20 protein-coding genes, 1 rRNA gene, 1 pseudogene and 1 other annotated feature are annotated in these 24,543 nt (G+C 44.6%); of the genes and pseudogenes, 11 read left to right on the top strand and 11 right to left on the bottom strand.

The genetic code is table 11. The annotated features are described in order from the left end of the window. The 4 genes from R8O70_RS02640 to rluD all read right to left on the bottom strand — a co-directional run. Window positions 1-72, bottom strand: a 16S ribosomal RNA gene (locus R8O70_RS02640); the annotation flags it as partial. A gap of 506 nt (window positions 73-578) precedes the next feature. Continuing rightward, complete coding sequence (gene clpB, locus R8O70_RS02645) at window positions 579-3,152, bottom strand: ATP-dependent chaperone ClpB (RefSeq protein WP_005381873.1); 2,574 nt, start codon at window positions 3,150-3,152, stop codon at window positions 579-581. Window positions 3,153-3,296: 144 nt separating this feature from the next. Next, window positions 3,297-4,025: a peptidoglycan editing factor PgeF gene (pgeF, locus tag R8O70_RS02650; protein WP_047103899.1), complete on the bottom strand. Its 729-nt coding sequence runs from the start codon at window positions 4,023-4,025 to the stop codon at window positions 3,297-3,299. A 1-nt stretch (window position 4,026) separates the two neighbouring features. Then, window positions 4,027-5,004: a 23S rRNA pseudouridine(1911/1915/1917) synthase RluD gene (gene rluD, locus R8O70_RS02655; RefSeq protein WP_005381875.1), complete on the bottom strand. Its 978-nt coding sequence runs from the start codon at window positions 5,002-5,004 to the stop codon at window positions 4,027-4,029. Between the two features lie 136 nt (window positions 5,005-5,140). Here rluD and bamD point away from each other — a divergent pair, with 136 nt between their 5' ends. The 5 genes from bamD to yjjX all read left to right on the top strand — a co-directional run bounded on the left by bamD (window position 5,141) and on the right by yjjX (window position 10,130). Further along, window positions 5,141-5,869: an outer membrane protein assembly factor BamD gene (gene bamD, locus R8O70_RS02660; protein WP_005381876.1), complete on the top strand. Its 729-nt coding sequence runs from the start codon at window positions 5,141-5,143 to the stop codon at window positions 5,867-5,869. A 148-nt stretch (window positions 5,870-6,017) separates the two neighbouring features. Further along, entirely contained in the window at window positions 6,018-7,499 is a 1,482-nt protein-coding gene (locus R8O70_RS02665) for a lytic transglycosylase F (protein ID WP_309475461.1), read from the top strand. Window positions 7,500-7,824: 325 nt separating this feature from the next. Next, a complete protein-coding gene (hpf, locus tag R8O70_RS02670; protein WP_005381889.1) occupies window positions 7,825-8,151 on the top strand; it encodes a ribosome hibernation-promoting factor, HPF/YfiA family in 327 nt (108 codons plus the stop codon). Between the two features lie 108 nt (window positions 8,152-8,259). Next, window positions 8,260-8,381, top strand: a sequence feature (Phe leader region). Window positions 8,382-8,393: 12 nt separating this feature from the next. Beyond that, the gene (gene pheA, locus R8O70_RS02675) at window positions 8,394-9,572 is read left to right on the top strand and encodes a prephenate dehydratase (RefSeq protein ID WP_017636154.1); all 1,179 of its coding nucleotides are present in this window, start codon (window positions 8,394-8,396) and stop codon (window positions 9,570-9,572) included. Window positions 9,573-9,596: 24 nt separating this feature from the next. Then, complete coding sequence (gene yjjX / locus R8O70_RS02680) at window positions 9,597-10,130, top strand: inosine/xanthosine triphosphatase (protein WP_005381891.1); 534 nt, start codon at window positions 9,597-9,599, stop codon at window positions 10,128-10,130. Window positions 10,131-10,240: 110 nt separating this feature from the next. Here yjjX and trpR read toward each other — a convergent pair whose 3' ends face one another. Continuing rightward, window positions 10,241-10,549 (bottom strand): trp operon repressor, encoded by a 309-nt coding sequence (gene trpR, locus R8O70_RS02685; protein ID WP_005381892.1) that lies wholly within the window; start codon window positions 10,547-10,549, stop codon window positions 10,241-10,243. Window positions 10,550-10,562: 13 nt separating this feature from the next. After that, window positions 10,563-12,509, bottom strand: a complete 1,947-nt coding sequence (gene sltY / locus R8O70_RS02690) for a murein transglycosylase (protein WP_042521869.1) — start codon at window positions 12,507-12,509, stop codon at window positions 10,563-10,565. Between the two features lie 364 nt (window positions 12,510-12,873). On the opposite strand from sltY, the gene ettA reads away from it, so the two are divergent. The 3 genes and pseudogenes from ettA to R8O70_RS02705 all read left to right on the top strand — a co-directional run bounded on the left by ettA (window position 12,874) and on the right by R8O70_RS02705 (window position 16,172). Continuing rightward, entirely contained in the window at window positions 12,874-14,541 is a 1,668-nt protein-coding gene (gene ettA, locus R8O70_RS02695) for an energy-dependent translational throttle protein EttA (RefSeq protein ID WP_005381894.1), read from the top strand. 344 nt (window positions 14,542-14,885) lie between these two features. Further along, window positions 14,886-15,142: pseudogene (locus R8O70_RS02700) on the top strand (PilZ domain-containing protein). Window positions 15,143-15,170: 28 nt separating this feature from the next. Next, on the top strand, window positions 15,171-16,172 hold the full coding sequence (locus R8O70_RS02705) for a M23 family metallopeptidase (RefSeq protein WP_005381900.1): 1,002 nt from the start codon (window positions 15,171-15,173) through the stop codon (window positions 16,170-16,172). Window positions 16,173-16,249: 77 nt separating this feature from the next. Here R8O70_RS02705 and tyrA read toward each other — a convergent pair whose 3' ends face one another. From tyrA to nagZ, 3 genes are all read right to left on the bottom strand, one after another. Continuing rightward, window positions 16,250-17,377 carry a bifunctional chorismate mutase/prephenate dehydrogenase gene (tyrA, locus tag R8O70_RS02710; RefSeq protein ID WP_005381901.1) on the bottom strand — a complete coding sequence of 376 codons (1,128 nt, stop codon included), beginning with the start codon at window positions 17,375-17,377 and terminating at the stop codon, window positions 16,250-16,252. A gap of 21 nt (window positions 17,378-17,398) precedes the next feature. Beyond that, window positions 17,399-18,475, bottom strand: a complete 1,077-nt coding sequence (locus R8O70_RS02715; RefSeq protein ID WP_005381904.1) for a 3-deoxy-7-phosphoheptulonate synthase — start codon at window positions 18,473-18,475, stop codon at window positions 17,399-17,401. A 207-nt stretch (window positions 18,476-18,682) separates the two neighbouring features. After that, complete coding sequence (nagZ, locus tag R8O70_RS02720; protein ID WP_064369000.1) at window positions 18,683-19,666, bottom strand: beta-N-acetylhexosaminidase; 984 nt, start codon at window positions 19,664-19,666, stop codon at window positions 18,683-18,685. Between the two features lie 99 nt (window positions 19,667-19,765). Between nagZ and R8O70_RS02725 the strand changes: the two genes are divergently transcribed. Together R8O70_RS02725 and murQ are read left to right on the top strand one after the other, a co-directional pair. After that, window positions 19,766-20,878: an anhydro-N-acetylmuramic acid kinase gene (locus tag R8O70_RS02725; protein WP_318184042.1), complete on the top strand. Its 1,113-nt coding sequence runs from the start codon at window positions 19,766-19,768 to the stop codon at window positions 20,876-20,878. A gap of 36 nt (window positions 20,879-20,914) precedes the next feature. Further along, on the top strand, window positions 20,915-21,844 hold the full coding sequence (murQ, locus tag R8O70_RS02730; protein WP_005381910.1) for an N-acetylmuramic acid 6-phosphate etherase: 930 nt from the start codon (window positions 20,915-20,917) through the stop codon (window positions 21,842-21,844). 51 nt (window positions 21,845-21,895) lie between these two features. Here murQ and R8O70_RS02735 read toward each other — a convergent pair whose 3' ends face one another. Together R8O70_RS02735 and R8O70_RS02740 are read right to left on the bottom strand one after the other, a co-directional pair. After that, window positions 21,896-22,168 (bottom strand): hypothetical protein, encoded by a 273-nt coding sequence (locus tag R8O70_RS02735; protein ID WP_005381911.1) that lies wholly within the window; start codon window positions 22,166-22,168, stop codon window positions 21,896-21,898. 115 nt (window positions 22,169-22,283) lie between these two features. Further along, on the bottom strand, window positions 22,284-22,625 hold the full coding sequence (locus tag R8O70_RS02740; protein WP_005381912.1) for a DUF2799 domain-containing protein: 342 nt from the start codon (window positions 22,623-22,625) through the stop codon (window positions 22,284-22,286). Window positions 22,626-22,905: 280 nt separating this feature from the next. Here R8O70_RS02740 and R8O70_RS02745 point away from each other — a divergent pair, with 280 nt between their 5' ends. Next, on the top strand, window positions 22,906-24,390 hold the full coding sequence (locus R8O70_RS02745; protein WP_005381914.1) for a carbon starvation protein A: 1,485 nt from the start codon (window positions 22,906-22,908) through the stop codon (window positions 24,388-24,390). The last annotated feature ends 153 nt before the right edge of the window (window positions 24,391-24,543 follow it).

The raw sequence follows: 24,543 nt of genomic DNA on the forward strand, positions 1-24,543 counted from the left end.
TTTCCGCTCGACTTGCATGTGTTAGGCCTGCCGCCAGCGTTCAATCTGAGCCATGATCAAACTCTTCAATTTAAGATTTTGTTCGGCTCAATGAATACTGAACATTACATAAAGTAATGTTTGAATTGACTGTGCTGAATCCGAAGATTCAATGGTCACTTCGTTTCATTGAAACCTAATTTGATACCGAGGTATCTAATTGGATTATCATCAACGAGTGCCCACACAGATTGATAGGTCTATATTTTTAAAGAGCACACTTCGAAGTTCTCTTCAAAGTGGACGGCTATTTTAGCTAGATAACTTATCGTGTCAAACACTTTTTTAAGTTATTTATCTGCGAGTTAATTTTAACTCACTAACCGTAGTTGTTTAGGTTCCGCTTCACTTGCTTTCCCGTGACAACGGAGGCGCATTATAGGGAGTTCATTAAAGAACACAAGTGCATTTTTTAAAAAAACTCACCTTTTTAGTTTATTCGTATAGAAAACAGACAAAAGACTCTAAAAAACTATAGAAAAGGGGCCAAACGGCCCCTTTAGTGTGATTTTTATCTCAATTTTACTGTATCCATACAATTATTGATGAGCACAAATTTGGTCATTAGTAACAATTAGCTGCACTGTCTTGTCTGGAACGATTTCACCAGAAAGAATTGATTTGGCTAACGGGTTCTCGACATTCTGCTGAATTGCACGTTTTAAAGGACGCGCACCATACACAGGATCGAAACCAACTTGAGCGATCAAGTCGAGTGCTTTGTCGGAAACTTCTAGTTGATAGCCTTTCTCCTCTAGTCGTTTCGCCAAACGTTCCAATTGAATAGAAGCAATGGACTTAATGTGCTCTTGACCAAGTGGATGGAACACCACGATTTCGTCAACACGGTTCAAGAACTCTGGGCGGAAGTGTTTGCTAACCACATCCATCACTTCACTCTTGATACCTTGATAGTCTAATGTTGCGAAATTCTCTTGGATACGAGATGAACCCAAGTTAGATGTCATGATCACAACCGTATTACGGAAGTCAACAGTACGACCTTGACCATCCGTTAAACGCCCATCATCGAGAACTTGCAGCAGAATGTTAAATACATCCGGATGCGCTTTCTCTACTTCGTCTAACAAAATTACCGAATACGGCTTGCGACGAACCGCTTCCGTTAAGTAACCACCCTCTTCATATCCGACATAGCCTGGAGGCGCACCCACCAATCTTGCCACTGAGTGTTTCTCCATGAACTCAGACATATCGATACGTACCATCGCATCTTCACTGTCGAACATAAAGCTCGCAAGTGTCTTACAAAGCTCTGTTTTACCCACACCAGTTGGACCTAAGAATAAGAAGGAGCCAATTGGTCGGTTTGGATCAGAAAGCCCAGCTCGACTACGACGAATGGCATTCGATACAACAGAGACCGCTTCGCTTTGCCCTACCACACGATTATGCAGCACGTCTTCCATACGAAGTAGTTTCTCTTTTTCCGCTTCTAGCATCTTGGATACCGGAATGCCGGTTTGCTTAGAAAGTACTTCTGCAATCTCGTTGTCGGTTACTTTATTACGCAATAGCGTCATTTCCTGCATTTCAGCTTGGGTTGCAAGATCTAACTGCTTCTCAAGTTCAGGAATACGACCATATTGAAGCTCCGACATACGGTTTAGATCGCCAGCTCGGCGAGCAAACTCCATGTCCATACGAGCTTGTTCAAGCTCAGACTTAATATGTTGAGTACCAGAAAGAGCTGCTTTTTCTGTATTCCAAACCTCTTCTAGTTCAGCGTACTCACGTTCTTTTTCATTGAGTTCTTCATTAAGCGCTTTCAAACGCTTTTCACTCGCTTCATCGTGCTCGTTACTTAGTGCTTGCTGCTCAATTTTGAGTTGGATGATTTTACGCTCAAGCTTATCCAAGGACTCCGGCTTAGAGTCAATTTGTAAACGAATGCTTGAAGCCGCTTCGTCGATTAAGTCGATCGCTTTATCCGGCAACTGACGGTCGGAGACATAGCGATGTGACAAACTCGCCGCAGCAACAATCGCTGGGTCGGTAATTTCGACGTGATGATGAAGCTCATAACGTTCCTTCAAGCCACGTAAAATCGCCACGGTATCCTCAACGGTCGGCTCATCCACCAGCACTTTTTGGAAACGACGTTCTAATGCTGCATCTTTTTCGATGTACTGACGATATTCATCCAATGTTGTTGCGCCAACACAGTGCAGCTCACCACGAGCTAATGCCGGTTTTAGCATGTTGCCCGCATCCATTGAGCCTTCACCTTTACCAGCACCGACCATAGTGTGTAGTTCATCAATGAAGAGGATGACGTTGCCTTCTTCTTTAGCAAGTTCATTCAATACTGATTTTAAACGCTCTTCAAATTCCCCACGGTATTTCGCGCCAGCAACCAGTGCGCCCATATCCAGTGATAGCACACGGCGACCACGCAGACCTTCAGGTACTTCATTGTTAACTATGCGCTGCGCTAAGCCTTCAACAATTGCTGTCTTACCTACGCCTGGTTCACCGATAATCACAGGGTTGTTTTTAGTACGACGCTGCAATACCTGGATAGTACGACGGATTTCATCATCACGGCCGATAACCGGATCCAATTTACCTTGCTCTGCACGTTCGGTAAGGTCTATGGTGAACTTTTCCAATGCTTGACGAAGCTCTTCTGCATTCGGATCATTGACCTTTTGACCACCTCTGATCTTTTCGATTGCCTGGCTGACTTTTTGCTCTGTTAAGCCGATCTCTTTGAGCAATTGCCCCAATGGTCCGCGATCTTCTAAAGCGGCAAGCAGGAAGACTTCAGACGAGATATAGGAGTCTTGACGCTTTTGCGCCACTTTGTCACACAGGTTAAACAATGTGCCCATCGAGCTAGAGAGCTGAACATCCCCACCGATGCCACTGACTTTTGGTAATCGATCTAACATTTCACTCAATTTAGAGCGTAAATGCGTTACGTCCACATCCAGCATAGTAAGCAATGGACGAATTGGACTGCCATTTTGATCAAGCAAAGCCACCATGAGGTGAACTGGCTCGATATATTGATGATCGCGCCCTAACGCTAGTGATTGAGCATCAGAGATAGCGATTTGAAACTTACTTGTGAATCGATCAAGACGCATATCTACCTTCCTAACCTCAACTAAAGGAAATTCTTTTGACAGTTAGAAAGATGGATACTCAGAGGAGGAATTTCAAGGGAGTGAATGAATAAAGATAGCTTTGCAAAAATAGTAGTATGCATCTTAGCGCTTTGGTGCTTATAGCTAGTCTTCGATCCAAATAAAGGTTGCTTGTCGACCAGTCTTACCATCACGGCGATAAGAGTAAAAAGAGGCTTTATCTTGGTAAGTACAAAGTCCAGAATCAAACACTTGTGTCACACCAGCTCGGTTTAAACGTTGCGTTGCCAGCACCGACATGTCAGCAAACCATTTACCGTCGGTATCGCGTGGAGCAAATGCTTGATTCGCCTGTGAATCAAAATCAACAAAAGCTTGCAGAACATCTTCACCCACTTCGAAGGCTTGAGGGCCAATGGCGGGGCCAAGCCACGCTATCACTTCACCAGAAAACAACGCTAACGCATTTTCGACAATGCCATTTGCTAAGCCACGCCAACCTGCGTGAACAGCGGCTACTTGCGTACCTTGTGTATTAGTCAATAATACAGGTAAACAGTCGGCGGTCATCGCTGAACAAACAACATGGCTTGAAGAAGTAAATACACCATCCGCATCAAGCACCTGTGTTGTTGGTTCATTTACTTGAGCCACAACGGTTGAATGCGTTTGGTTTAACCAGATTGGCGCATTTGGCATGCTTGCCTGTTGCGCCAACCAAGCTCGGTTCTTCTCTACTAAAGACAAATCATCCCCAACGTGAGTACCTAAATTTAGCCCTTGGTAAGGGCCTGTCGAAAATCCGCCTATGCGTGTTGAGGCGAAAGCTTTGACATTTTTAGGCGCTGGCCAATTCGGAATGATCGTCTTCATATTAGAATTCTTCCGGTAAGCCGTGCTCTTCTGTATCTTGACGAAGCGCTTCAGTCATCACAACCATGTCATCAGGCACTGGAGCATGAAACTCAAGAACTTCGCCCGTAATTGGGTGCTCAAAGCGCAGCATTACTGCGTGCAATGCTTGGCGATCGAAACCCCGGATCATTGCCGTTAGCTCTTCAGACGCACCTGTCGGGATGCGAGCACGTCCACCATATGCAATATCACCGAGCAACGGATGCTGAAGGTAAGACATGTGCACACGAATCTGGTGCGTACGACCCGTTTCTAGACGCAAGCGAATACGCGTGTGTTCGCGGAAGCGTTCAGCAACACGGTAGTGCGTTACTGCTGGTTTGCCCATTGGTGCTACCGCCATAAGCGTGCGCTTAGTAGAGTGACGACCAATCGGTTGATCCACTTTACCGCCCGCAGTCATACGACCAATAGCGATCGCTTCGTACTCACGAGTAATATTACGTTTTTGCAGTGCGCGAACCAGACGAGTTTGTGCAGGAACGGTTTTCGCCACCACCATCAAACCCGTTGTGTCTTTATCCAAACGGTGCACGATACCTGCACGAGGTACTTCTGCAATATCAGGGTAATGATGCAACAACGCATTAAGCACAGTGCCATCAGGCGTACCAGCGCCCGGATGAACCACAAAGTCACGAGGTTTGTTGATAACGATAATATCTTCATCTTCATAGACGATATCTAGCGGGATATCTTGCGCTTCCCAGCGTTCTTCATCTTCTAACTCGGCTTGCAATGTAATTTCCTCGCCACCCATTACTTTGGTACGAGGTTTAGTGACAACTTCACCATCAACTTGAACTTTCCCATCAAGCAGCCACTCTTTTAGGCGCGAGCGAGAGAAGTCCGCGAATAATTCGGCGATAGCTTGGTCTAAACGTTGACCTAACTGGCTATCTTTTACGGTATTTGTTAATACAATCTGCTGAGCCATATCGAACTTTTTTAAAAACTGTGAGACTAATGCTCACGACTGTGAAAAAATAGACTATTACGTCATTGTATCTGTTACTGGAAAGAAAGTAACGGCAGCTTAAGAAATATTTAGATTCAAGGAACAGACTCCTGATATGAAACGTCAGACTTTAACAGGCCTTTTAGCGGTATCCCTTCTGTTTGGATGTGCAAGCAAAGAAGAAATCGTTCCTGATGTGCCGCCTTCGGAACTGTATGCAGACGCACAGATTTCTCTTCAAAGTGGTAATTGGCTTTCTGCAATTGAGAAACTGGAAGCATTAGACTCACGTTACCCATTCGGTGCCTACTCAGAACAGGTGCAGCTTGACCTAATCTATGCGTACTACAAAAACGACGACCTTGCTTTGGGCTTGGCAACCATTTCTCGCTTTATGCGTTTAAACCCAACCCATGAAAAGATGGATTGGGTGCTGTACATGCGAGGTCTAAGCCACATGGCGCAAGATCGTAACTTTATGCATGATTTATTCAGCGTAGATCGAAGCGATCGCGATCCTGAACCGGTAAAAAAAGCGTTTGATGACTTCAAAAAACTGCTTCAACGCTACCCGAATAGCCCATATGCAGAAGATTCACAAAAACGTATGGTCGCGCTGAAAAACCGTCTAGCGAACTATGATTTAGCGACTGCTGACTTCTACCTTCGCCGTGAAGCTTGGGTCGCTGCTATTAATCGTAGCCAAGAGCTACAAAAAGCGTATCCAGACACAGAAGCTGCACGTAAGTCACTGACTATCCAGTTAGAGGCCTACAAGCAACTTGGTTTGGAAGACGCCGTAGCAAGAACTGAAAAGCTTATCGAGCTCAACCCTGTGAAGTAATTGAACTTGCTTTAAACTGAACCGCCACCGTTTTTACCGTGGCGGTTTTTTATTACTCTCAATAGTGTATTCAGCCCTTTCTTGATGATCTTCCTAGCTCCACATATGCTTAAAGTTCTCCTCCCCCCTTTATAAAAAGGATGTGAACGTGACGATATCTAAGCTTTGCGCAGTTATGCTGCTCCTATTGTCTGCTTCCGTTTGCGCACTGCAAATCTCGCCGCTCAAACAGCCTCCTTATACCGGGGACCTCGATGTCATCAAGGAGAAGAATGTACTGCGCGTCTTAGTTTCTGCTGATTTAGGCTTTTACTACATTGAGGGCGGCACACCAAAAGGCATAGGCGCGGAATTGCTAGCGCATTTCGAAAAAGACCTTCGTAAACTCAAACCAAAGCTTGACGTACAAATTATTCCTGTTGCCCGCGACCTGCTACTGCCAGCCTTAGAAAACGGTTCAGGAGACTTAGTTGTCGCCAACCTGACTATTACCGACACGCGCAAACAGAAAGTGGAGTTCAGTTCACCCATTCTCACTGACATTCAAGAGTGGGTAGTGACAAACAAAAGCACACCAACGATGACGAAAATCGAACAACTGAGCGGCAAAGAGATTTGGGTGCGCGCCAGCTCTAGCTACTTTGAAAGCATTCAGACACTAAATAAGAAACTAAACAAAAAAGGCTTACCGCCTGTTATCGTGCACTTTATTGAAGAAACACTTCAAGATTATGAGCTGGTCGGAATGCTCAACAATGGTTACGTCAGAGCCATTGTTCTCGATAGCCATAAAGCCAAGCTTTGGCTGAAAGTGATGGATGATATTCGGGTGCATAAAAAAATCCCTATCCGCAAAAATGGCAAAATTGCTTGGGCAATGCGAGAAAATAGTCCCAAATTAAAAGCCGTCGTGAATAAGTTCATCCAGAAGTCTCGCTCTGGGACACTACTCGGTAACGTTATTTACGGTAAATACATCGATAACACGGGATGGTTGAACAGAGCTCTTAACCCTAAGAAAATTGCTCAACTAGAAAAACTCGCGGCGCTATTTTCACGCTATGGTGAGAAATACGATATCGACTATTTACTGATCGCTGCAATCGCTTACAAGGAATCAGGATTTAATAACGACCTAGTTGGAAGCCGAGGTGCCGTTGGCATAATGCAAGTCCTACCCAGCACCGCTCAAGATCCGAATATCAATATCAAAAATGTTCGACAATTAGAAAACAACATTCATGCTGGAGTGAAATACTTAGCTTTTTTGCGTAAGCAGTACTTCAGTGATCCTGATATCACTGCACAAAATAAACTCTACTTTACATTGGCGGCTTACAATGCGGGCCCCGGTAATGTAGAGCGTATTCGTAAGCGTGCAGCCCAACAAGGTTACGATCCTAATGTTTGGTTTAATAACGTGGAAGTCGTTATGCGGAAAAGTTTAAGCTCAACGGTTGGGTACGTCATAAGCATTAATCGCTACTACATAATATACAAACAACTAGAAAGTTTGGACCAAGTCAAAAGTCTAGAAAGGGTTTCACTAGCCCCAAAAGACCCCATTTTCATGATACCGCTACGAAAAGTCAGCCAAATGCCAGACAGTAAAAAGCCGCTTGTACAGTAAGCGGCTTTTTAAATGGATTCATTGGAAAGACTCAATGATCGTCATCACACCTTACGTGTAGTTAAATTTTAACCACCTCAAATATTAGGCCGTAAAACTTCCCTAAAAACGAGGCCGTTTTCAGCTGAGTACTCTATCCAATCTACGGATTTACTAACCGATAACAAGCAATTTCACGATAAATCTCAGAAGTTCTTGAGTGAGATCACATTCATTTTTCATCATAAAAAACCCAAGCAAAATAATGATCTGAATCACATTTTTTTATGCTTAAAGCGGTAATCTGAACTCAACCCATGAGGGATGCAACAGAGGAAAAACACTTATGACAATGAATATCACTGGCAAAAACATCGAAATCACCTCTGCAATCCGAGCTCATATTGAGAGCAAATTTAAAAAACTGGAGAAATGGCAAGTAGACCTAATTGGTTGCCAAGCAACTTTCAGTGAGGAACCAAACAAACAGAAGAAATTCGAAGCGGTTATCAAAGTTCCTAAAGGCCAGCTCATTGCCTCAGCAACTCACGAAGATCTTTACGCAGCTATCAACGAAGTGGAGCAAAAACTAGAACGACAATTGAACAAGCTGACCCACAAACCTGAAGCTCGACGTGCAAGTAAGCCTGAGCTAGTGGAAGAAGAAGAGTAAACTGAACATATTGAGGAAATAGCGCCGAAAGGCGCTATTTTTTTGCTTGACGCTCTCCCTAGCCTTGCTTATTGTGTTTAAACACTCATAAATTAAGCACTATTTATGCATTTAACCTCACTGTTTATTTTTGACTTCTTTTTCCTCCCATAGTTGGAGGGGCGAACTCGTTTGTGAAAGAAAAGTCAAAAACAAACAGAAAGCCTCCCAAATCGGGAGGCTTTTTTATAAGGAAAGAATTGATGACTGACCAACCTATTTCCCTCGAAGAAATTCGTTTACGCTTGAATGAGTTGGATGACCAACTTCTCAGCTTGTTGTCTGAGCGCCGTAAACTCAGCATTGAAGTAGCCAAAAGCAAAGTACAAACCTCAAAGCCTGTTCGCGACGCCGTCCGTGAACAGCAATTATTGGTCAAGCTGATTTCTAATGGCCAAGATAAATACGAACTTGACGCGCAGTACATCACCAAACTTTTCCATACCATCATTGAAGACTCAGTTCTGCTTCAACAAAGTTATCTGCAAAATCTCGTTAACCCACAGCAAAGCCGTAAGCCACTTGCTCGCGTCGCATTTTTAGGAGCCAAAGGCTCTTATTCGCACTTGGCAAGTCGCGAATACTTCAGTCGTAAAAATACGGAGCTTATCGAGCTCAACTGCGAGCACTTTAAAGAAGTGACTCAAACGGTTGAATCTGGCCATGCTGATTATGGCGTTCTGCCAATCGAAAACACCAGCTCAGGCTCTATTAATGAAGTGTATGACTTACTACAACACACGACGCTTTACATCGTTGGAGAGCTAACTCAACCAATCGAACACTGCTTGGTTGCGAAAAAAGACATTCGTCTGGAAGATATTAAAACGCTGTATTCTCACCCTCAGCCACACCAACAGTGCAGTGAGTTTTTAAGCCGTATGAAAGGAGTAAAGCTGGAGTCCTGCGCGAGCACAGCAGATGCAATGCAGAAAGTCCAAGAGATGGATCGTGATGATGTAGCTGCAATTGGTAATGCATCAAGCGGTAAGCTATATGGCTTGCAAGCAATTCAAGGCAACATCGCAAACCAAACCGAAAACCATACTCGCTTTATCGTGGTTGCTCGTAAACCGGTTGAAGTTTCTACTCAAATTCCAGCAAAAACCACATTGATCATGTCGACCTCCCAAGAGGCAGGCTCATTGGTTGAAACACTATTAGTGCTGCAACGTTACGGCATCAATATGACCAAGCTAGAATCACGCCCAATTATGGGGAACCCGTGGGAAGAGATGTTCTACGTAGACTTGACATCACATCTTGCTTCGACAGAAATGCAACAGGCACTTGAAGAGCTGACAAAAATCACTAAGCACTTGAAAGTATTAGGCTGTTACCCGAGTGAGAACGTAAAGCCTACGCAAGTAAAATTGAGTTAATAGACACCAGTGAGTAAAAAGATCATGGCAACCCAAAAAGTCGTAATCGCATCGCTAAACCCAGCCAAAATTAATGCAGTTCAAAGTGCATTTCGTAATGCATTTCCGCATCAAGAGTTCAACTTCGTTGGCATCAGTGTACCGAGTGAGGTCGCAGATCAGCCCATGACGAATGAAGAAACTCATCGTGGTGCGCTAAACCGCGTTAAAAACGCAAAAGTAGAGATGCCAAACGCGGATTACTATGTCGGTCTCGAAGCGGGAATTGAAGCAAACGTGACGTTTGCTTGGATGGTGGTTGAGTCAGAGACTCACCGCGGTGAATCTCGTTCTGCAAGCTTAATGTTGCCGCCAAAAGTCTTGGAAAAACTCAAGGATGCGAATGAATTGGGAGATGTAATGGACGAAGTGTTTGGTACTGATAATATCAAACAGAAAGGTGGCGCTATTAGCCTGCTAACCCAAAACCAGCTAACTCGAAGCTCGGTCTATCACCAAGCCTTGATTCTGGCTTTAATTCCATTCACAAACCCTGAGCATTTTCCTTCAAATTTATAACACTCAGCCTAGTCTCTAGATACGCAAAAGGGCGGATATTTCCGCCCTTTGTAATACGTTATCTTAGTCACTTGTAACACCAAGGCCTAAAAGCAAATTGGATATACTGTCTACTTAGATACCGCAACTTGTTCTAACAAGACTTTCAACTTGTCTTTTTCTTCATCAGATTTCGACTTTAGTTCGTTAGAGCCACGAGTAATGGTGGCAATGCCCACACCAAGCATCTGACTGATCTGACGTTGAGATAATTCTCCTTTAAGAAGTTCGTTAATTATATTAACGCGTGATATTAATGACTCTCTCTCATCACGTGACATCAGCATAGTTAACAGCATGTCATCTTGCTGGGTGCCCATACTTGTTCGAATTAGCTCAATAATCTGTTGCCAGTCTTTGTACTCGGGTTCGTGCGACATCAAGTTACCTCACTCAATACTTGGTATTGATCTCATGTTGATTCAAGAACGCGCCATCGATACCCAAAAGATCACGATAGTATGTTTCAAACATCAAGATGTTTTGTACATAACCGCGCGTCTCTTTAAATGGAATTGCCTCAATAAAGGCATAAGCATCCACTTTTCCTTGGGTACGCTCTCGCCACGTTTTTACTCTGTTAGGACCTGCATTATAAGCAGCAAGAGCAAAAATACGATTATTATCGTAATCCTCTAATAAACCTTGCAAATAATGGCTACCAATTTCGATATTTTTTCCTACATTGTAGAGATCCTGCGTACCTTGATAACTCAACTTATATTTACGTGCCGTGTACTTCGCCGTCGCAGGCATGATCTGCATAAGACCACGAGCGCCAACTGGAGAGCGGGCTTCAACATCTAACGCACTTTCCTGTCGAGCGAGAGACATCATCGTGACGGGATCAATGTTGTGCTTTTTCGCATAAAAGTTAAACCACCAGCGGTGTGCTATTGGGAACCTAAGTTCGATATTATCCCACATCTGCGCTTGAATACTCGCGGTCACCGTTAGGTGATGCCAACGTTTAAATGATGCATAAGCCGCCAACATCGCCTTTTCATCTTTTCCTACGCGGCGCAGTAAGTGTGCCCATTCACTCTTCGCTGCTGCGATTTTATCCGTCGCGATCAACTCTTCGATACGAGCTAACGAGTCTTGATAGGGTTGAACAACTTTCTTATCCAACTTAACCGTATGCGTTGGGTATTTGATTGATTGTCCGATTGCATTGGCGGCAGCCACACTGTAGAAGTTTCGTTGCCCAAGCAGAGTTGCTAAACGCTGTTTCCCCGCGATGTCATCACCTAACGCTATTTCACTTCTTCCAAGCCAATATTGCCAGCGTAGCGTGGCTTGTTCTTCTTTATTTAGAACAGCAATCCACTCTTGTACGCCTTTCCAATCTGCATTTTGAATCGCTAAGCGGATGCGCGTTTCAATCAACGGTAAGTACTGACTGGTTTTCGTTTTATCATCGCGCCATTTAGCTAATGACTCAGACTCCGTACGAGTCAATCGAAATGCAATATAGTCGGCAAGTTCTTGCGCTTTTTCTGGAGAAAACTTCTGTCCTTTAATGACGGCATCGTACGCACCTTGTGCTTGGCTAGTGTTCATACGAGCCAACTTTTCTAACGCATATTCACTTTGCGCTCGATTAAAATCATTCGCAGGTTTTTTCTTCGCGAATTCCGCAACACTTGAAGGATTATCAAACAACGCTTTCATTTCTTTGGCTTGTTGCTTTGCCTGCGCTGATTTAGGCAGTTTGAGCAAGTAACTCATCAAACCGCCATTACGAGCATCAAACGCCAGTAACATACGCTGTAGAATCAGTTCATCGGTACGCTCACCCGCCTTGTCCCATGCCGCAAATAATGGGTCACACTCATCAGCAATGCTGATGCCACGTAACCACATATGTTCAGCCCCTTTAAATGCCGCGACTTTCTTGCCTTGCTTTAACTGGGCGACGTAGAAAATACATTGGTAACGCTCACCACTAGGAATGACTTTTTGAAACTCAGTAATAGTTTTCCAATCTTTTTGCTTATAAAGATGATTGAGGTATGGAGCGCGAACTCGACGAGAAAATGGAAAAGACTCGTGCTCAGAAATAAACTCGTTTACCTGTTGTGGTGACTTTTCCGGTAACTGTCTAATAAAAGTGCGGTAATCCACATAAGGCGTTAGTGGATAGTCAGAAATTTTAGGACGAATCGAAAGGTATCCATCGATGTCATTTTTATCTAATAAATCTTGAGCTTGCTCATATACTTCGCGCTGCTTTTCCAAACTCAGCGCGGCATTAGCACTCAAACTCATAGCACACAACGCGGCGGCGCAGCATACGTTTTTAGCCAATTCAGATACGTTGAATCTCATTTGTGTCATTTTCCCCAGACATATACTGCCCTAAAGCCTAGTTTTGTTAGAGTTCATGTGATGTTAAGGCAATTTTCACACATGCATCTATTTACACAGAATGCAGATGTCCATGTAAAGCAACTTAGTGTATTAAAAATTGTACTCGTCAAACTTTTAAGACGATGGAGACAAAGCGTTTCTAACTCGCATAGAAAACACTTCGTCATTCTTAACGAATAACAAAAGTGTATACCCTAACCGTGTAAGTTTCCGGTCAGCTCAAAATAAGAAATCCATTCGTTAGGGAAATTCTTGCAATGCGGTAACAAAAACAAAGCAGTTGGTATAAAATGATGGGTTTGAATGACAGTTAATTTAGGAACGATCGGCAATGGCTGAATACGTATATACCATGTCGCGGGTGAGCAAAATTGTGCCACCTAAGCGTCAAATTCTTAAAGACATCTCTCTGAGCTTCTTCCCTGGTGCGAAAATCGGTGTTTTAGGTCTGAACGGTGCAGGTAAATCCACACTGCTACGTATCATGGCAGGTATCGACACGGATATCGACGGTGAAGCGCGTCCACAACCTGGTCTAAACGTAGGTTACCTACCTCAGGAACCAGTATTAGACGAATCAAAAACCGTTCGTGAAGTTGTTGAAGAAGCGGTTGCTGACGTTGCTGACGCTCTGAAACGTTTGGACGCAGTCTACGCAGCATACGCTGAACCAGATGCAGACTTCGACGCACTTGCAAAAGAGCAAGGCGAGCTAGAAGCCCTTATCCAAGCGAAAGATGGTCATAACCTAGAAAATGCGCTTGAGCGTGCAGCAAACGCACTACGTTTACCTGAATGGGACCAAAAAATTGCGCACCTATCAGGTGGTGAACGCCGCCGTGTGGCTATTTGTCGCTTGCTACTTTCTAAGCCAGACATGCTATTGCTTGATGAACCTACCAACCACCTAGATGCAGAATCAGTTGCTTGGCTAGAGCGCTTCTTAGTGGATTACACAGGTACCGTAGTGGCCATCACCCACGACCGTTACTTCCTAGATAACGCTGCGGGCTGGATCTTAGAACTGGACCGTGGTGAAGGTATCCCATGGGAAGGCAACTACACCTCATGGCTGGAGCAAAAAGACGCTCGTCTACAACAAGAAGCCTCCCAAGAGAGTGCTCGCCAAAAGACTATCGAGAAAGAGCTTGAGTGGGTACGTAAAAACCCTAAAGGTCGTCAAGCGAAGTCAAAAGCACGTATGGCTCGCTTTGAAGAACTGCAAAGCTCTGATCACCAAAAACGTAATGAAACCAATGAACTGTTTATCCCACCAGGTGAGCGTCTAGGTGATAAGGTTATTGAAGTGAAGAACCTGACCAAGTCATTTGACGGTCGTGTTCTGATTGATGACCTGTCATTCAGCATCCCTAAAGGTGCGATTGTTGGTATCATCGGTGCGAACGGCGCAGGTAAATCGACGCTATTCAAGATGTTAAGTGGTACTGAACAACCAGACTCGGGCACAATTGAGATGGGCGATACAGTAAAACTGGCATCGGTCGATCAGTTCCGTGACAGCATGGACGATTCTAAAACCGTATTCCAAGAGATCTCTGAAGGTGCTGATATCATTAAGATCAACAACTTCGAAATCCCAGCTCGCGCATACTGTTCACGCTTTAACTTTAAAGGCAGTGACCAACAAAAGATTATTGGTGAACTATCGGGTGGTGAGCGTAACCGTGTCCACCTTGCGAAGCTGCTTAAAGCGGGCGGTAACGTGTTGCTACTCGACGAACCAACCAACGACCTTGACGTTGAAACACTGCGTGCTCTAGAAGAAGCATTACTAGAGTTCCCTGGTTGTGCAATGGTTATCTCGCACGACCGTTGGTTCCTTGACCGTATCGCAACCCACATCATTGACTACCGTGACGAAGGCCAAGTTAACTTCTACGAAGGTAACTACACAGAGTACATGGATTGGTTGAAGAAAACATTGGGTCCTGAAGCCGCAGAACCACACCGTATCAAATACAAGCGCATTGCGAAGTAATCGCAACCCACAAAGTTTGATTGTAATTTGTACAAAGGCCGCTATCATAGCGGCCTTTGTTTTCTTTGTTATAAAAAGAGCTCATTAGCCCGTCTCGTTCGTTAAGAACATGACATAGCACTTACGTCACTCTGTAGCGATCTCGACACTTTTCAAACAACAATCGAACATTTTTTGTTCGTATTGATATACTATTCAATTCTGTTTGACGACCTGACGAGAATATTCATATGACAGAGAGACGACGCTTTTCACGTATTCTCCATCAAGCTCCAGCTAAGATAGAACAACGTGACTTGGCAATTGAAGCTAGGATTCAAGATCTTTCCTAGCATGGTTTACTCATGAAAGTGGAAGAGACTGAGGCTTTGGATCCAACCCTTCCAGTCCATGTGACTTTTTCATTTGATCAATCCGAACAAGTGATTACGTTAAAAGCGCAAATTGTGAATGTCTCTAAGTGTGAGATTAGGTTGAAGATCGCTAAGATAGACATCGAAAGCATTAGCCAACTAAAACGATTTATAGAATTGAATGTAGGCAATAACGACCTTCTGAATCGAGAGTTAGAGCACCTCTCAGGTTTTTAGGAGAAAAATAAATGAACGCCTATTTAAGTAACAATAACTATGTCTAAAAAAATCATCATGCAGATCCCGACGAAAGACGGCGATCAGCAGTTCTATTTGGGCCGCAGTTCGGTCCTAGCAGTATTTGCTTCAGTATTGGCATTACCCGCCGTCGTTGGTGGCGCGTGGTACCTTAATCAGCAGCAGATGCACAATAAAGACGAACTAACACAAATCATCGCCAAACTGGAAAGTGAAAAGGCCGAAGTGACGGCTCTTTACGAAGAGCAGCTTGATACCAATCATTCACTTTCCCAGTCTTTGACTGACAAAAACAATCAAATTCAGCTATTGGGCAAACGGGTATTCGACGTTGAATCGGTTTTAGGTCTCGCAGACGAAGAGTTGATGATCGATGAGAACAGCATGGGGTTAGAGGAGCGAATTGACGCAGCCGCTATCGATTCTGCTGTTCGAGCGACGATGTTCCGTTTGATACCAAATGACAGCCCAGTCACATACCAACGTATTTCTTCTTCTTACGGCAGTCGTATTAATCCGATTTCAGGTAAGAGGCATGTTCATACTGGTATCGATCTGACTTGTAAAAGAGGAGAAGAGATCCTGGCACCGGCTGACGGTGTGGTGGAAACCGTTCGCCCGAGCAATCGTGGTTATGGTAACTATGTCACCATTCGTCACTCATTTGGCTTTATGAGCTCCTTTGCTCATCTACAACGCTTCAAAGTGAAAAGCGGTCAGTTTGTTAGTAAAGGCGACATCATTGCTCAATGCGGTAACTCTGGCAACTCCACAGGGCCACACTTGCACTATGAAGTACGCTTCCTCGGACGAGCACTCAACCCTCAATACTTAATGGAGTGGACGCCAGAAAACTTCAATGACGTCTTTGAAAAAGAGAAAAAAGTGAAATGGGGACCTTTGGTTCAATTGATTGATAACGTTGTACGTCTACAAGTCAATTTAACCAATTCACCCTATCGCGATACCAGTATCAACACAGTATCAAGTGAAGATACGAGTAATACTGCGACGAACTGATTTGTCCATCAACACGAAAAAGAGCAGCTTACGCTGCTCTTTTTGTTTCGGACTCTGCACGGCTAAATGACCCGTGATTAGCCGCGATGAATATTATCATTCGCCTGTTTGAGTAAGTTTTGGCTCTCATTCATAAATTGTTGAGAATAAGTACCAAACCAATCACTCACCTGCTTAAAGCTTTCGATGAATCGCGCTTTGTCTCTGCTATCCAGAATCGCTACCGCATCACCTAAACGCTGATGGAATCGCTTGATCATATCGATATTCTCTTGAGAAGAGAAAATGATATCACCGTACAAGTTCGGATCCTGACCAAACAGTCGTCCCACCATCGCCAATTCAAGGCGGTAGATTGGCGAGCTTAACTTCAACAACTGATCGATGTTCGGATTCTCTTTGCTAAGGTGCATACCGTAAGCAAACGACGTGAAGTGGCGCAGCGCCTGAATCAACGTCATGCCATGATCGTGCTCTTGTGCATCGATTTGGCACAAGCTTGCGCCCCAAATCCCAAACTGTTGCAATAGCCATTGGTAATGCTCGTGACCACGGCCATCACAGTACACAATAACCTGCTTGGCAAGGCTCGGAACATCTGGGCCAAACATTGGGTGCAAACCAACCACAGGACCTTGGTGCACATTCAACATTGCTTGCAGAGGCTTCGACTTGATAGAAGTCAGGTCACACAGAATGCAGTCTTGCGGCAAGTTCCCCAGTTTTTCGATCACCCCTTCCGTTAGATGAATCGGCACCGTGACCACGACTAAACCCGCGTTGTCTAGAATCTCATCCGCATGATCCCAGTCTTTACTACCGAGAACTTTGACCTGGTAGCCCGACAATTTGAACATACGCCCAAACAGGCCACCCAATTGACCATTACCACCAATAATAACAACTGAGCGTAAATCAGGGTTCAAACACTTAAAACCGGAATCTTTCTCGCTGGCATAAGACTCACGCATTGTTCGACGCAGAATATCTTCAATAAGCTGTGGAGGAATTCCCATTTTTTCAGCTTCAGCACGACGAGAAGCTAACATCGCCGCTTCGCGGTCTGGAGCATAAATTGGCAAACCATGTTCGCTTTTTACTTCCCCAACTTTCTCTACGAGCGCTAAACGCTGAGCCAATAGCTCCAACATTTGCTTGTCGACTGCATCAATCTGATCGCGTAATGCGTTAAGTTCAACTGCCATTGATGTTCCTTAAATCCTGTATTAATTAGCCTTTAGACGATTTTCTAAGAAAGGCACTAGCTCTTCATGTGCATGACGTAATAGTGCCTCAGTTGAATCCCAATTGATACATGCGTCAGTGATAGATACACCGTATTTCATCTCTTCAAGAGCTAAGTCAGAAGATTGATTTCCTTCATTGATATGGCTTTCAATCATAAGACCGATAATAGATTTATTGCCTTCACGGATTTGATGAATCACATCCTCCGCGACTAATGGCTGGCGACGGTAATCTTTACGTGAGTTGGCGTGACTGCAATCCACCATTAATGAAGCATCAAGACCAGATTTCGCCATCTCTTGCTCACACTCAGTGACTGATACCGAATCGTAGTTAGTTTGCTTGCCGCCACGTAAGATCACATGTCCATTAGCATTGCCCTGGGTGGTCAACAGTGCGACTTGTCCCTCACGGTTAATTCCCATAAAACGGTGGCTAGAGGACGCAGCTTGCATCGCGTTAATTGCGGTTGCCAAACTGCCATCGGTGCCATTCTTAAAACCGATTGGCATAGACAGGCCGCTTGCCATTTCACGGTGAGTTTGTGACTCCGTCGTACGAGCACCGATGGCTGCCCAGCTAAAAGTATCCGCCAAGTATTGTGGGCTAATTGGGTCTAGAGCCTCAGTCGCGAGCGGGATTTCCATCTCTGCCAACTCCACCAGAAGTTCGCGTCCAACATGCAGACCGTGTTCAATATCGAAACTGCCGTCTAGGTGTGGATCATTGATCAAGCCTTTCCAGCCGACCGTGGTGCGCGGCTTCTCAAAGTAAACACGCATAACAATATACAGTTGGTCACTTAGTTGTTCAGAGAGTGCTTTAAGTCGCTTTGCGTAATCCTTCGCCGCTTCTACGTCGTGGATAGAACATGGACCGCATACAACAAGCAGGCGGTGATCCTTCTTGTGAATAATATTAGCGATAGTTTGACGAGACTCTTGAATAAAGCGACGTGCTTTTTCACTCAAAGGAAGCTTGGTTTTTAGTTCCTCCGGAGTAATAAGAACCTGTTCTTCGATAATATTAATATTGCTCAACTCACTTTTCTGCATAACTCTAACCTGTATATTTATTTTTACACCCAACCAAACCCTTGGTGAGACAACTAAGCTTTAACGACAAGATAACAGGCTAAAAAAGAAAAACAAGTGTACATAATAAAAAACATTTAGTGTAAATTAAAGTTTACAGTTAAATAAAAAGCCAAAGCATAATTAACTTTGGCTTCTCATCGCTGTTTTGAATCTTTTACAAGAGGTTTAGCTAGTCAAGCGTTTCATCGCTTCACTCGCCGCTTTCCACTCTTGAGATAGCTTAAGTTCGCTTGGAGAAAATGACTGTTTTTTCAGTAATGCATCCGCGAGTGGCACGGTTGAAACCGGTAAGTTGTCTAATACCTCAACGTGCGCTTCTCGTTTATTACACATTAACAACATATCGCAACCAGCTCTCAATGCTTGAGCACCTCGCTCGGCTGGGCTGCCCATAATCGCAGCGCCTTCCATGGTCAAGTCATCCGAAAAAACCAAACCTTTAAAACCCAATTGCTGACGCAGGACCTGTTTTAACCAGTATTCAGAACCGCTGGCTGGTTGAGCATCATAATGTGGGAAAATCACGTGAGCAGGCATCATGGCATCTAAAATACCGGCATCAATTTGCGCTTTGAAGATCGCCATATCTTGTTCAAAAATATCACTGCGCTCGTCGTATGGTGTTTCTAGATGTGAGTCTGCAATCACGCCACCATGTCCAGGGAAGTGTTTGCCTGTCGTTGCCATGCCAACACTCTTCATTCCTTGCATATAAGCAGTGCTATAGCGAAGAATGGTATCGGCATCTTCACCGAATGCGCGGTTACCGATCGCTTTACATTGATGGCCTTGGTCAAGTACCGGGGCAAAGCTTAAATCAATATCATGGGCAATCAGCTCTGCTGCCATTAACCAACCGCCCATACGAGCAAGCTCTTCACCATTTTGATGTTTAGCGTACTCATCAGCAGCAGGAATTAATGAGAAACCTTCACGAAAGCGCTGCACTCGGCCGCCTTCTTGATCCACACCGATCAAAAACGGGCGCTTAGCCGCCTTTCGGATGGATTGAGTAAGTGCTTGAAGCTGTTCGCTATCATGATAGTTGCGAGCAAATAGAATTAAGCCACCAACCGTAGGATGCTCCAAGATTTCTTTGTCTTCAGCGGTCAGTTCATACCCCGCAACGTCAACCCATAACGGTCCCATGTTTTCTCCTCAAAATCGGCTGAATATCTCGTATTCGATGAGGTTATTCGCTTCAGATTTGCTTTACAATAAGTGAATGAAGAATTGACGAGATCGGCTATGAAATTTAACGAACTGTACATTGGTGTGATGTCTGGAACGAGTATGGATGGTGTTGATACCGCTCTAGTTGAAATAAGCGATGAGCACGTTCGCCTGATTGCGCACGACGACTACCCAATGCCCGCAGCACTAAAAGACATGCTGTTATCTGTTTGTACCGGTCAAGCAACAAATTTAAAAGCCATAGGTGAACTTGACCACCAGCTCGGCCACCTATTTGCAGATGCTGTGTTACAGCTACTCAATAAGTCTGGTTACGTCGCAGAGCAAATTCGTGCGATTGGTAATCACGGTCAAACAGTATTCCATCAGCCTACCGGAAACTTGCCGTTTACCACTCAATTGGGCGATGCAAACATTATCGCAGTCAAGACAGGCATTGATACGGTAGCGGATTTTCGTCGTAAAGACATGGCGCTAGGTGGACAAGGTGCCCCACTCGTCCCTGCTTTCCATAAAAGCATTTTTGCGATGCAGGATTCCACAACTGTGGTACTTAACATTGGAGGCATTGCCAATATCTCGGTACTGCATCCAGAACAACCAGTCATTGGCTATGACACAGGCCCGGGCAATATGTTGATGGACGCATGGTGTGCGCTGCATACTGGGCAAAGCTTCGACGAAGATGCACAATTTGCACTTAAAGGAACGGTAAACGCTACTTTGTTGACTCAATTACTCAAAGAAGCTTACCTCGCCATGCCTGCCCCTAAAAGTACCGGGCGAGAACTGTTCAATATTGACTGGCTGCATCAACAACTGGCCCATCACAATTTACCAATCGAAGACGTACAACGTACACTTTGCGAGTATTCTGCAATTACCATTGCCAACGAAGTCGGCAAGTTTTCTCATGGCATCACACCTCAGCTATTGGTCTGTGGCGGTGGAGCAAGAAACCCGCTTTTGATGCAACGACTGGCCAAGTTATTGCCACAATGGAGCGTTGCGACAACGGCAGAAAAAGGTGTTGATGGCGACTACATGGAAGCAATGGCGTTTGCTTGGCTTGCGCAGCGCCATATTCACGGCCTCCCTAGCAACTTACCGGAAGTTACGGGGGCAAGTCGTCTCGCTTCACTGGGTGTACTCTATTCAAAAAATTAAGGGCAATAGATCCTAAACAAAAAGGCTTAATTCATTATGACGAACGATGCACTTATCGCAGCTTTATCCCATCTGGTATCTGAAGGGCGAAACCCAGACACCATGGACATCGACTTGCTGCCTTCTCTCGATATTGTTCAACGCATCAACCAACAGGACAAACTCGTTCCTCTTGCCGTTGAAAAAGTGTTGCCTGAGATCGCTGAAGCCGTTGATAAGATCACGGAAGCATTTAAGGTCGGAGGTCGGTTGTTTTACATCGGTGCGGGTACCAGTGGTCGACTTGGCGTTTTGGACGCTTCAGAATGCCCACCAACTTTTGGCACAGATCCAGAGATGGTCGTTGGTATTATTGCCGGTGGAAAAGAGGCAATGTTCCGTGCAAAAGAAGGGGCGGAGGACGACCCTACATTAGGCGAGCAAGATCTTAAAGAGAATACGCTAACACAACGCGATGTCGTCGTTGGTATTGCGGCAAGTGGACGAACACCTTACGTGATTGGTGGCTTAGAGTATGCGAACGAGCTTGGTGCCACCACTGTAGCACTATCTTGTAACCCTGACTCTCCGATTGCAGATATTGCTGATATTGCGATTAGCCCCGTTGTTGGACCTGAAGCGTTAACGGGATCCACTCGCTTAAAATCAGGGACGGCACAAAAACTCGTACTAAACATGCTCACTACCGCAAGCATGATTCGCCTGGGCAAAAGTTATCAGAACTTAATGGTAGATGTGAAAGCGACGAATGCAAAGCTAGTTGCAAGAGCGGCTCGTATTGTTATGCAAGCAACAGATTGTACTAACCAAGAGGCTAAAACGGCGCTCAAAGAAACGGACTACGACGCCAAGTTAGCGATTTTGATGATTTTAACCGGGCTGGATAGAGAAAGCGCGACTGAGCAACTGAACGCCAAGCAAGGATATTTAAGAAAAGTCGTGATCGCGCAAACTAATCAATCTTAATCAATAAAGCGCCTCACTTATTTAAAAGTCAGGCGCCTTTTATGGCTTAATTTAGTAGTTCAATCGTTCAATGTGAGTAATACCGACTTTACCTTCAAGGTCACTGAACATATGAACCATTGCTGGGTATGGTTGTGCTCCAGGGTAGACAACTTCTGCATTACAGAAAAACGCATAGTTTTGTCCGGCTACGACTTGAGTAGCCACAACCAAAGGGGAGTATTTGACACCGACAAACCCCTCGATACCTTTAGCAAATACTTCTTTATTCTCTGCTGTGAGTTCATGAAATGGACTCCAGCCACCAGCCATTTGCGTTGACATAATGTGATTCCTTTTTTTGCTGTGCTCACTATCAAGCAATATGAACATAGTTTAATAAGGAAGATTTTGCCACATTTATGTGATGCAGACAGTGTAACAACGGCTTTATTGACTATTAATTTGAGTATTCATTCCAACCACGTTGCCATTCCATGCGGAATTTTTGCGCTTGCTCAGTACCTTCACAAACCCCTTCGTAATACTGACCAGATAACCCCATTTGATACGCAAAAGCAGGATTACAGTACTCACGTAAACCTTCTAAATAACCTTGGTCGTAGTCACTTTGCTTAACACTACCCAACTCACGAAGCTCGCTCATCGTGCGCGATGTGTGTCCGGTTATGCCATCTTGATATCCGATCTGATGCCAATCTCCCGACTTGGCAAGATCTGCTGTCGTTGCTGTGCATCCTGCAAGTAAAGCCAGTGCCAGACCTACCGTTACCTTTTTCATGGTTCTTCCTTAAGTAATTGTTTTCAAAAATAAGCTTACCACTAATTATTGGCGCTTGCCGCTGAGCTTGCAGATTTAACCACTGATGACTCAAATCAGCCGCTCAAGACTGTCATCAACCTTTCGCCATTTTTAAAAACCGCTCAAGCAGCATATCGACCACTCAGTGCTCTATTCGACCACTCATCTACTAACCGAATGCATTTAACACAAGTGACGCATAACATGCATCCTGAGATTAAAAAATTACCCTACCCAACTAAGACCAAGGACAATTGCTATGATGTGGTTTCTAACCTGTGTCGCAGCCCTAATCGGCGGATACTTCATCTACGGCGCTTTCGTCGAGAAGATTTTCGGCATCAATGAAAAACGCCAAACGCCAGCTCACACCAAATCGGACGGTGTTGACTTCGTTCCAATGTCAACAAAGAAAGTTTACCTAGTTCAACTACTTAACATCGCAGGTGTTGGTCCAATTTTTGGCCCGATCATGGGGGCACTATACGGTCCTGCGGCGATGCTTTGGATTGTAGTCGGTTGTATTTTTGCTGGTGCAGTACACGATTACTTCTCAGGCATGCTTTCAGTGCGTAACGGCGGTGCATCTGTACCTACCATTACAGGTCGCTACCTAGGTAATGGCGCAAAACACTTTATGAATATTTTTGCCATTGTCCTATTACTTCTAGTTGGCGTAGTGTTCGTTTCAGCCCCTGCTGGCATGATTACTAACCTCATCAATGATCAAACAAGCTTGAGCGTAAGCATGACTACAATGGTTATTGCTATATTTGCTTACTACATCATTGCGACGATTGTTCCCGTCGATAAAATCATTGGTCGTTTCTACCCACTGTTTGGCGCCCTACTTATCTTTATGTCTGTTGGCCTAATGACAGCCGTTGCTTTCTCTAGCGAACACACAGTAATGGGTGACTTCCAAGTTTCGGACATGTTCTCTAACCTCAACCCAAATGACATGCCGTTATGGCCTGCATTGTTCATCACTATCGCATGTGGCGCTATCTCTGGCTTCCACGCAACTCAGTCTCCACTGATGGCGCGTTGTATGGAAAATGAGAAAAACGGTCGCTTCGTATTCTACGGTGCAATGATTGGTGAAGGTGTTATCGCGCTAATTTGGTGTGCTATCGCTCTGTCTTTCTTCGGCTCTCTAGACGCTCTATCCGAAGCTGTGAAAAACGGTGGTCCTGGTAACGTGGTATACAGCGCATCATTTGGTCTGCTAGGTGTGTTCGGTGGTATCCTTGCGTTCCTGGGTGTGGTTATCCTACCAATTACGTCTGGCGATACAGCGTTCCGTTCAAGCCGCTTGATCCTTGCTGAATACTTCAACATGGAACAAAAAACGCTACGTAACCGTCTACTGATGGCACTTCCACTGTTCGTTATCGGCGGTATCTTAACTCAAGTAGACTTCGGCATTATCTGGCGCTACTTCGGTTTTGCAAACCAAACAACAGCGGTAATGATGCTTTGGACTGCGTCCGCTTACCTACTGCGTCACAACAAGCTGCACTGGATTACCACTATCCCAGCTATCTTCATGACCACGGTATGTGTCACGTTCATCTTAAACAACAGCTCGCTAGGTTTTGGTCTGCCAATGCAACTATCAACTATCGTAGGTATTGTGTTTGCCCTAGCTGTGACAGGTTACGTTATCAAAACCTCTAAGGGTAAAGGTGAAACTGAACTGGCTGACGAAGAGAAACCACAAGCCGTATCAGAAACAGCGTAATACTCGTCACATCTGAGTGACTAAGATAGGAGCCTGCCAATTGCAGGCTCTTTTTGTTTTATACCCAAGTCACTTTAAGACTCAGAAAGCACAGCATCATTTACTTAGCTGTTCTTATCTATCTGAGCCAAGCATCTTGAGGTTACTTAGGTA

The sequence above is a fragment of the Vibrio sp. 779(2023) genome (assembly GCF_033344285.1).
Taxonomy (GTDB): Bacteria; Pseudomonadota; Gammaproteobacteria; order Enterobacterales; family Vibrionaceae; genus Vibrio; species Vibrio alginolyticus.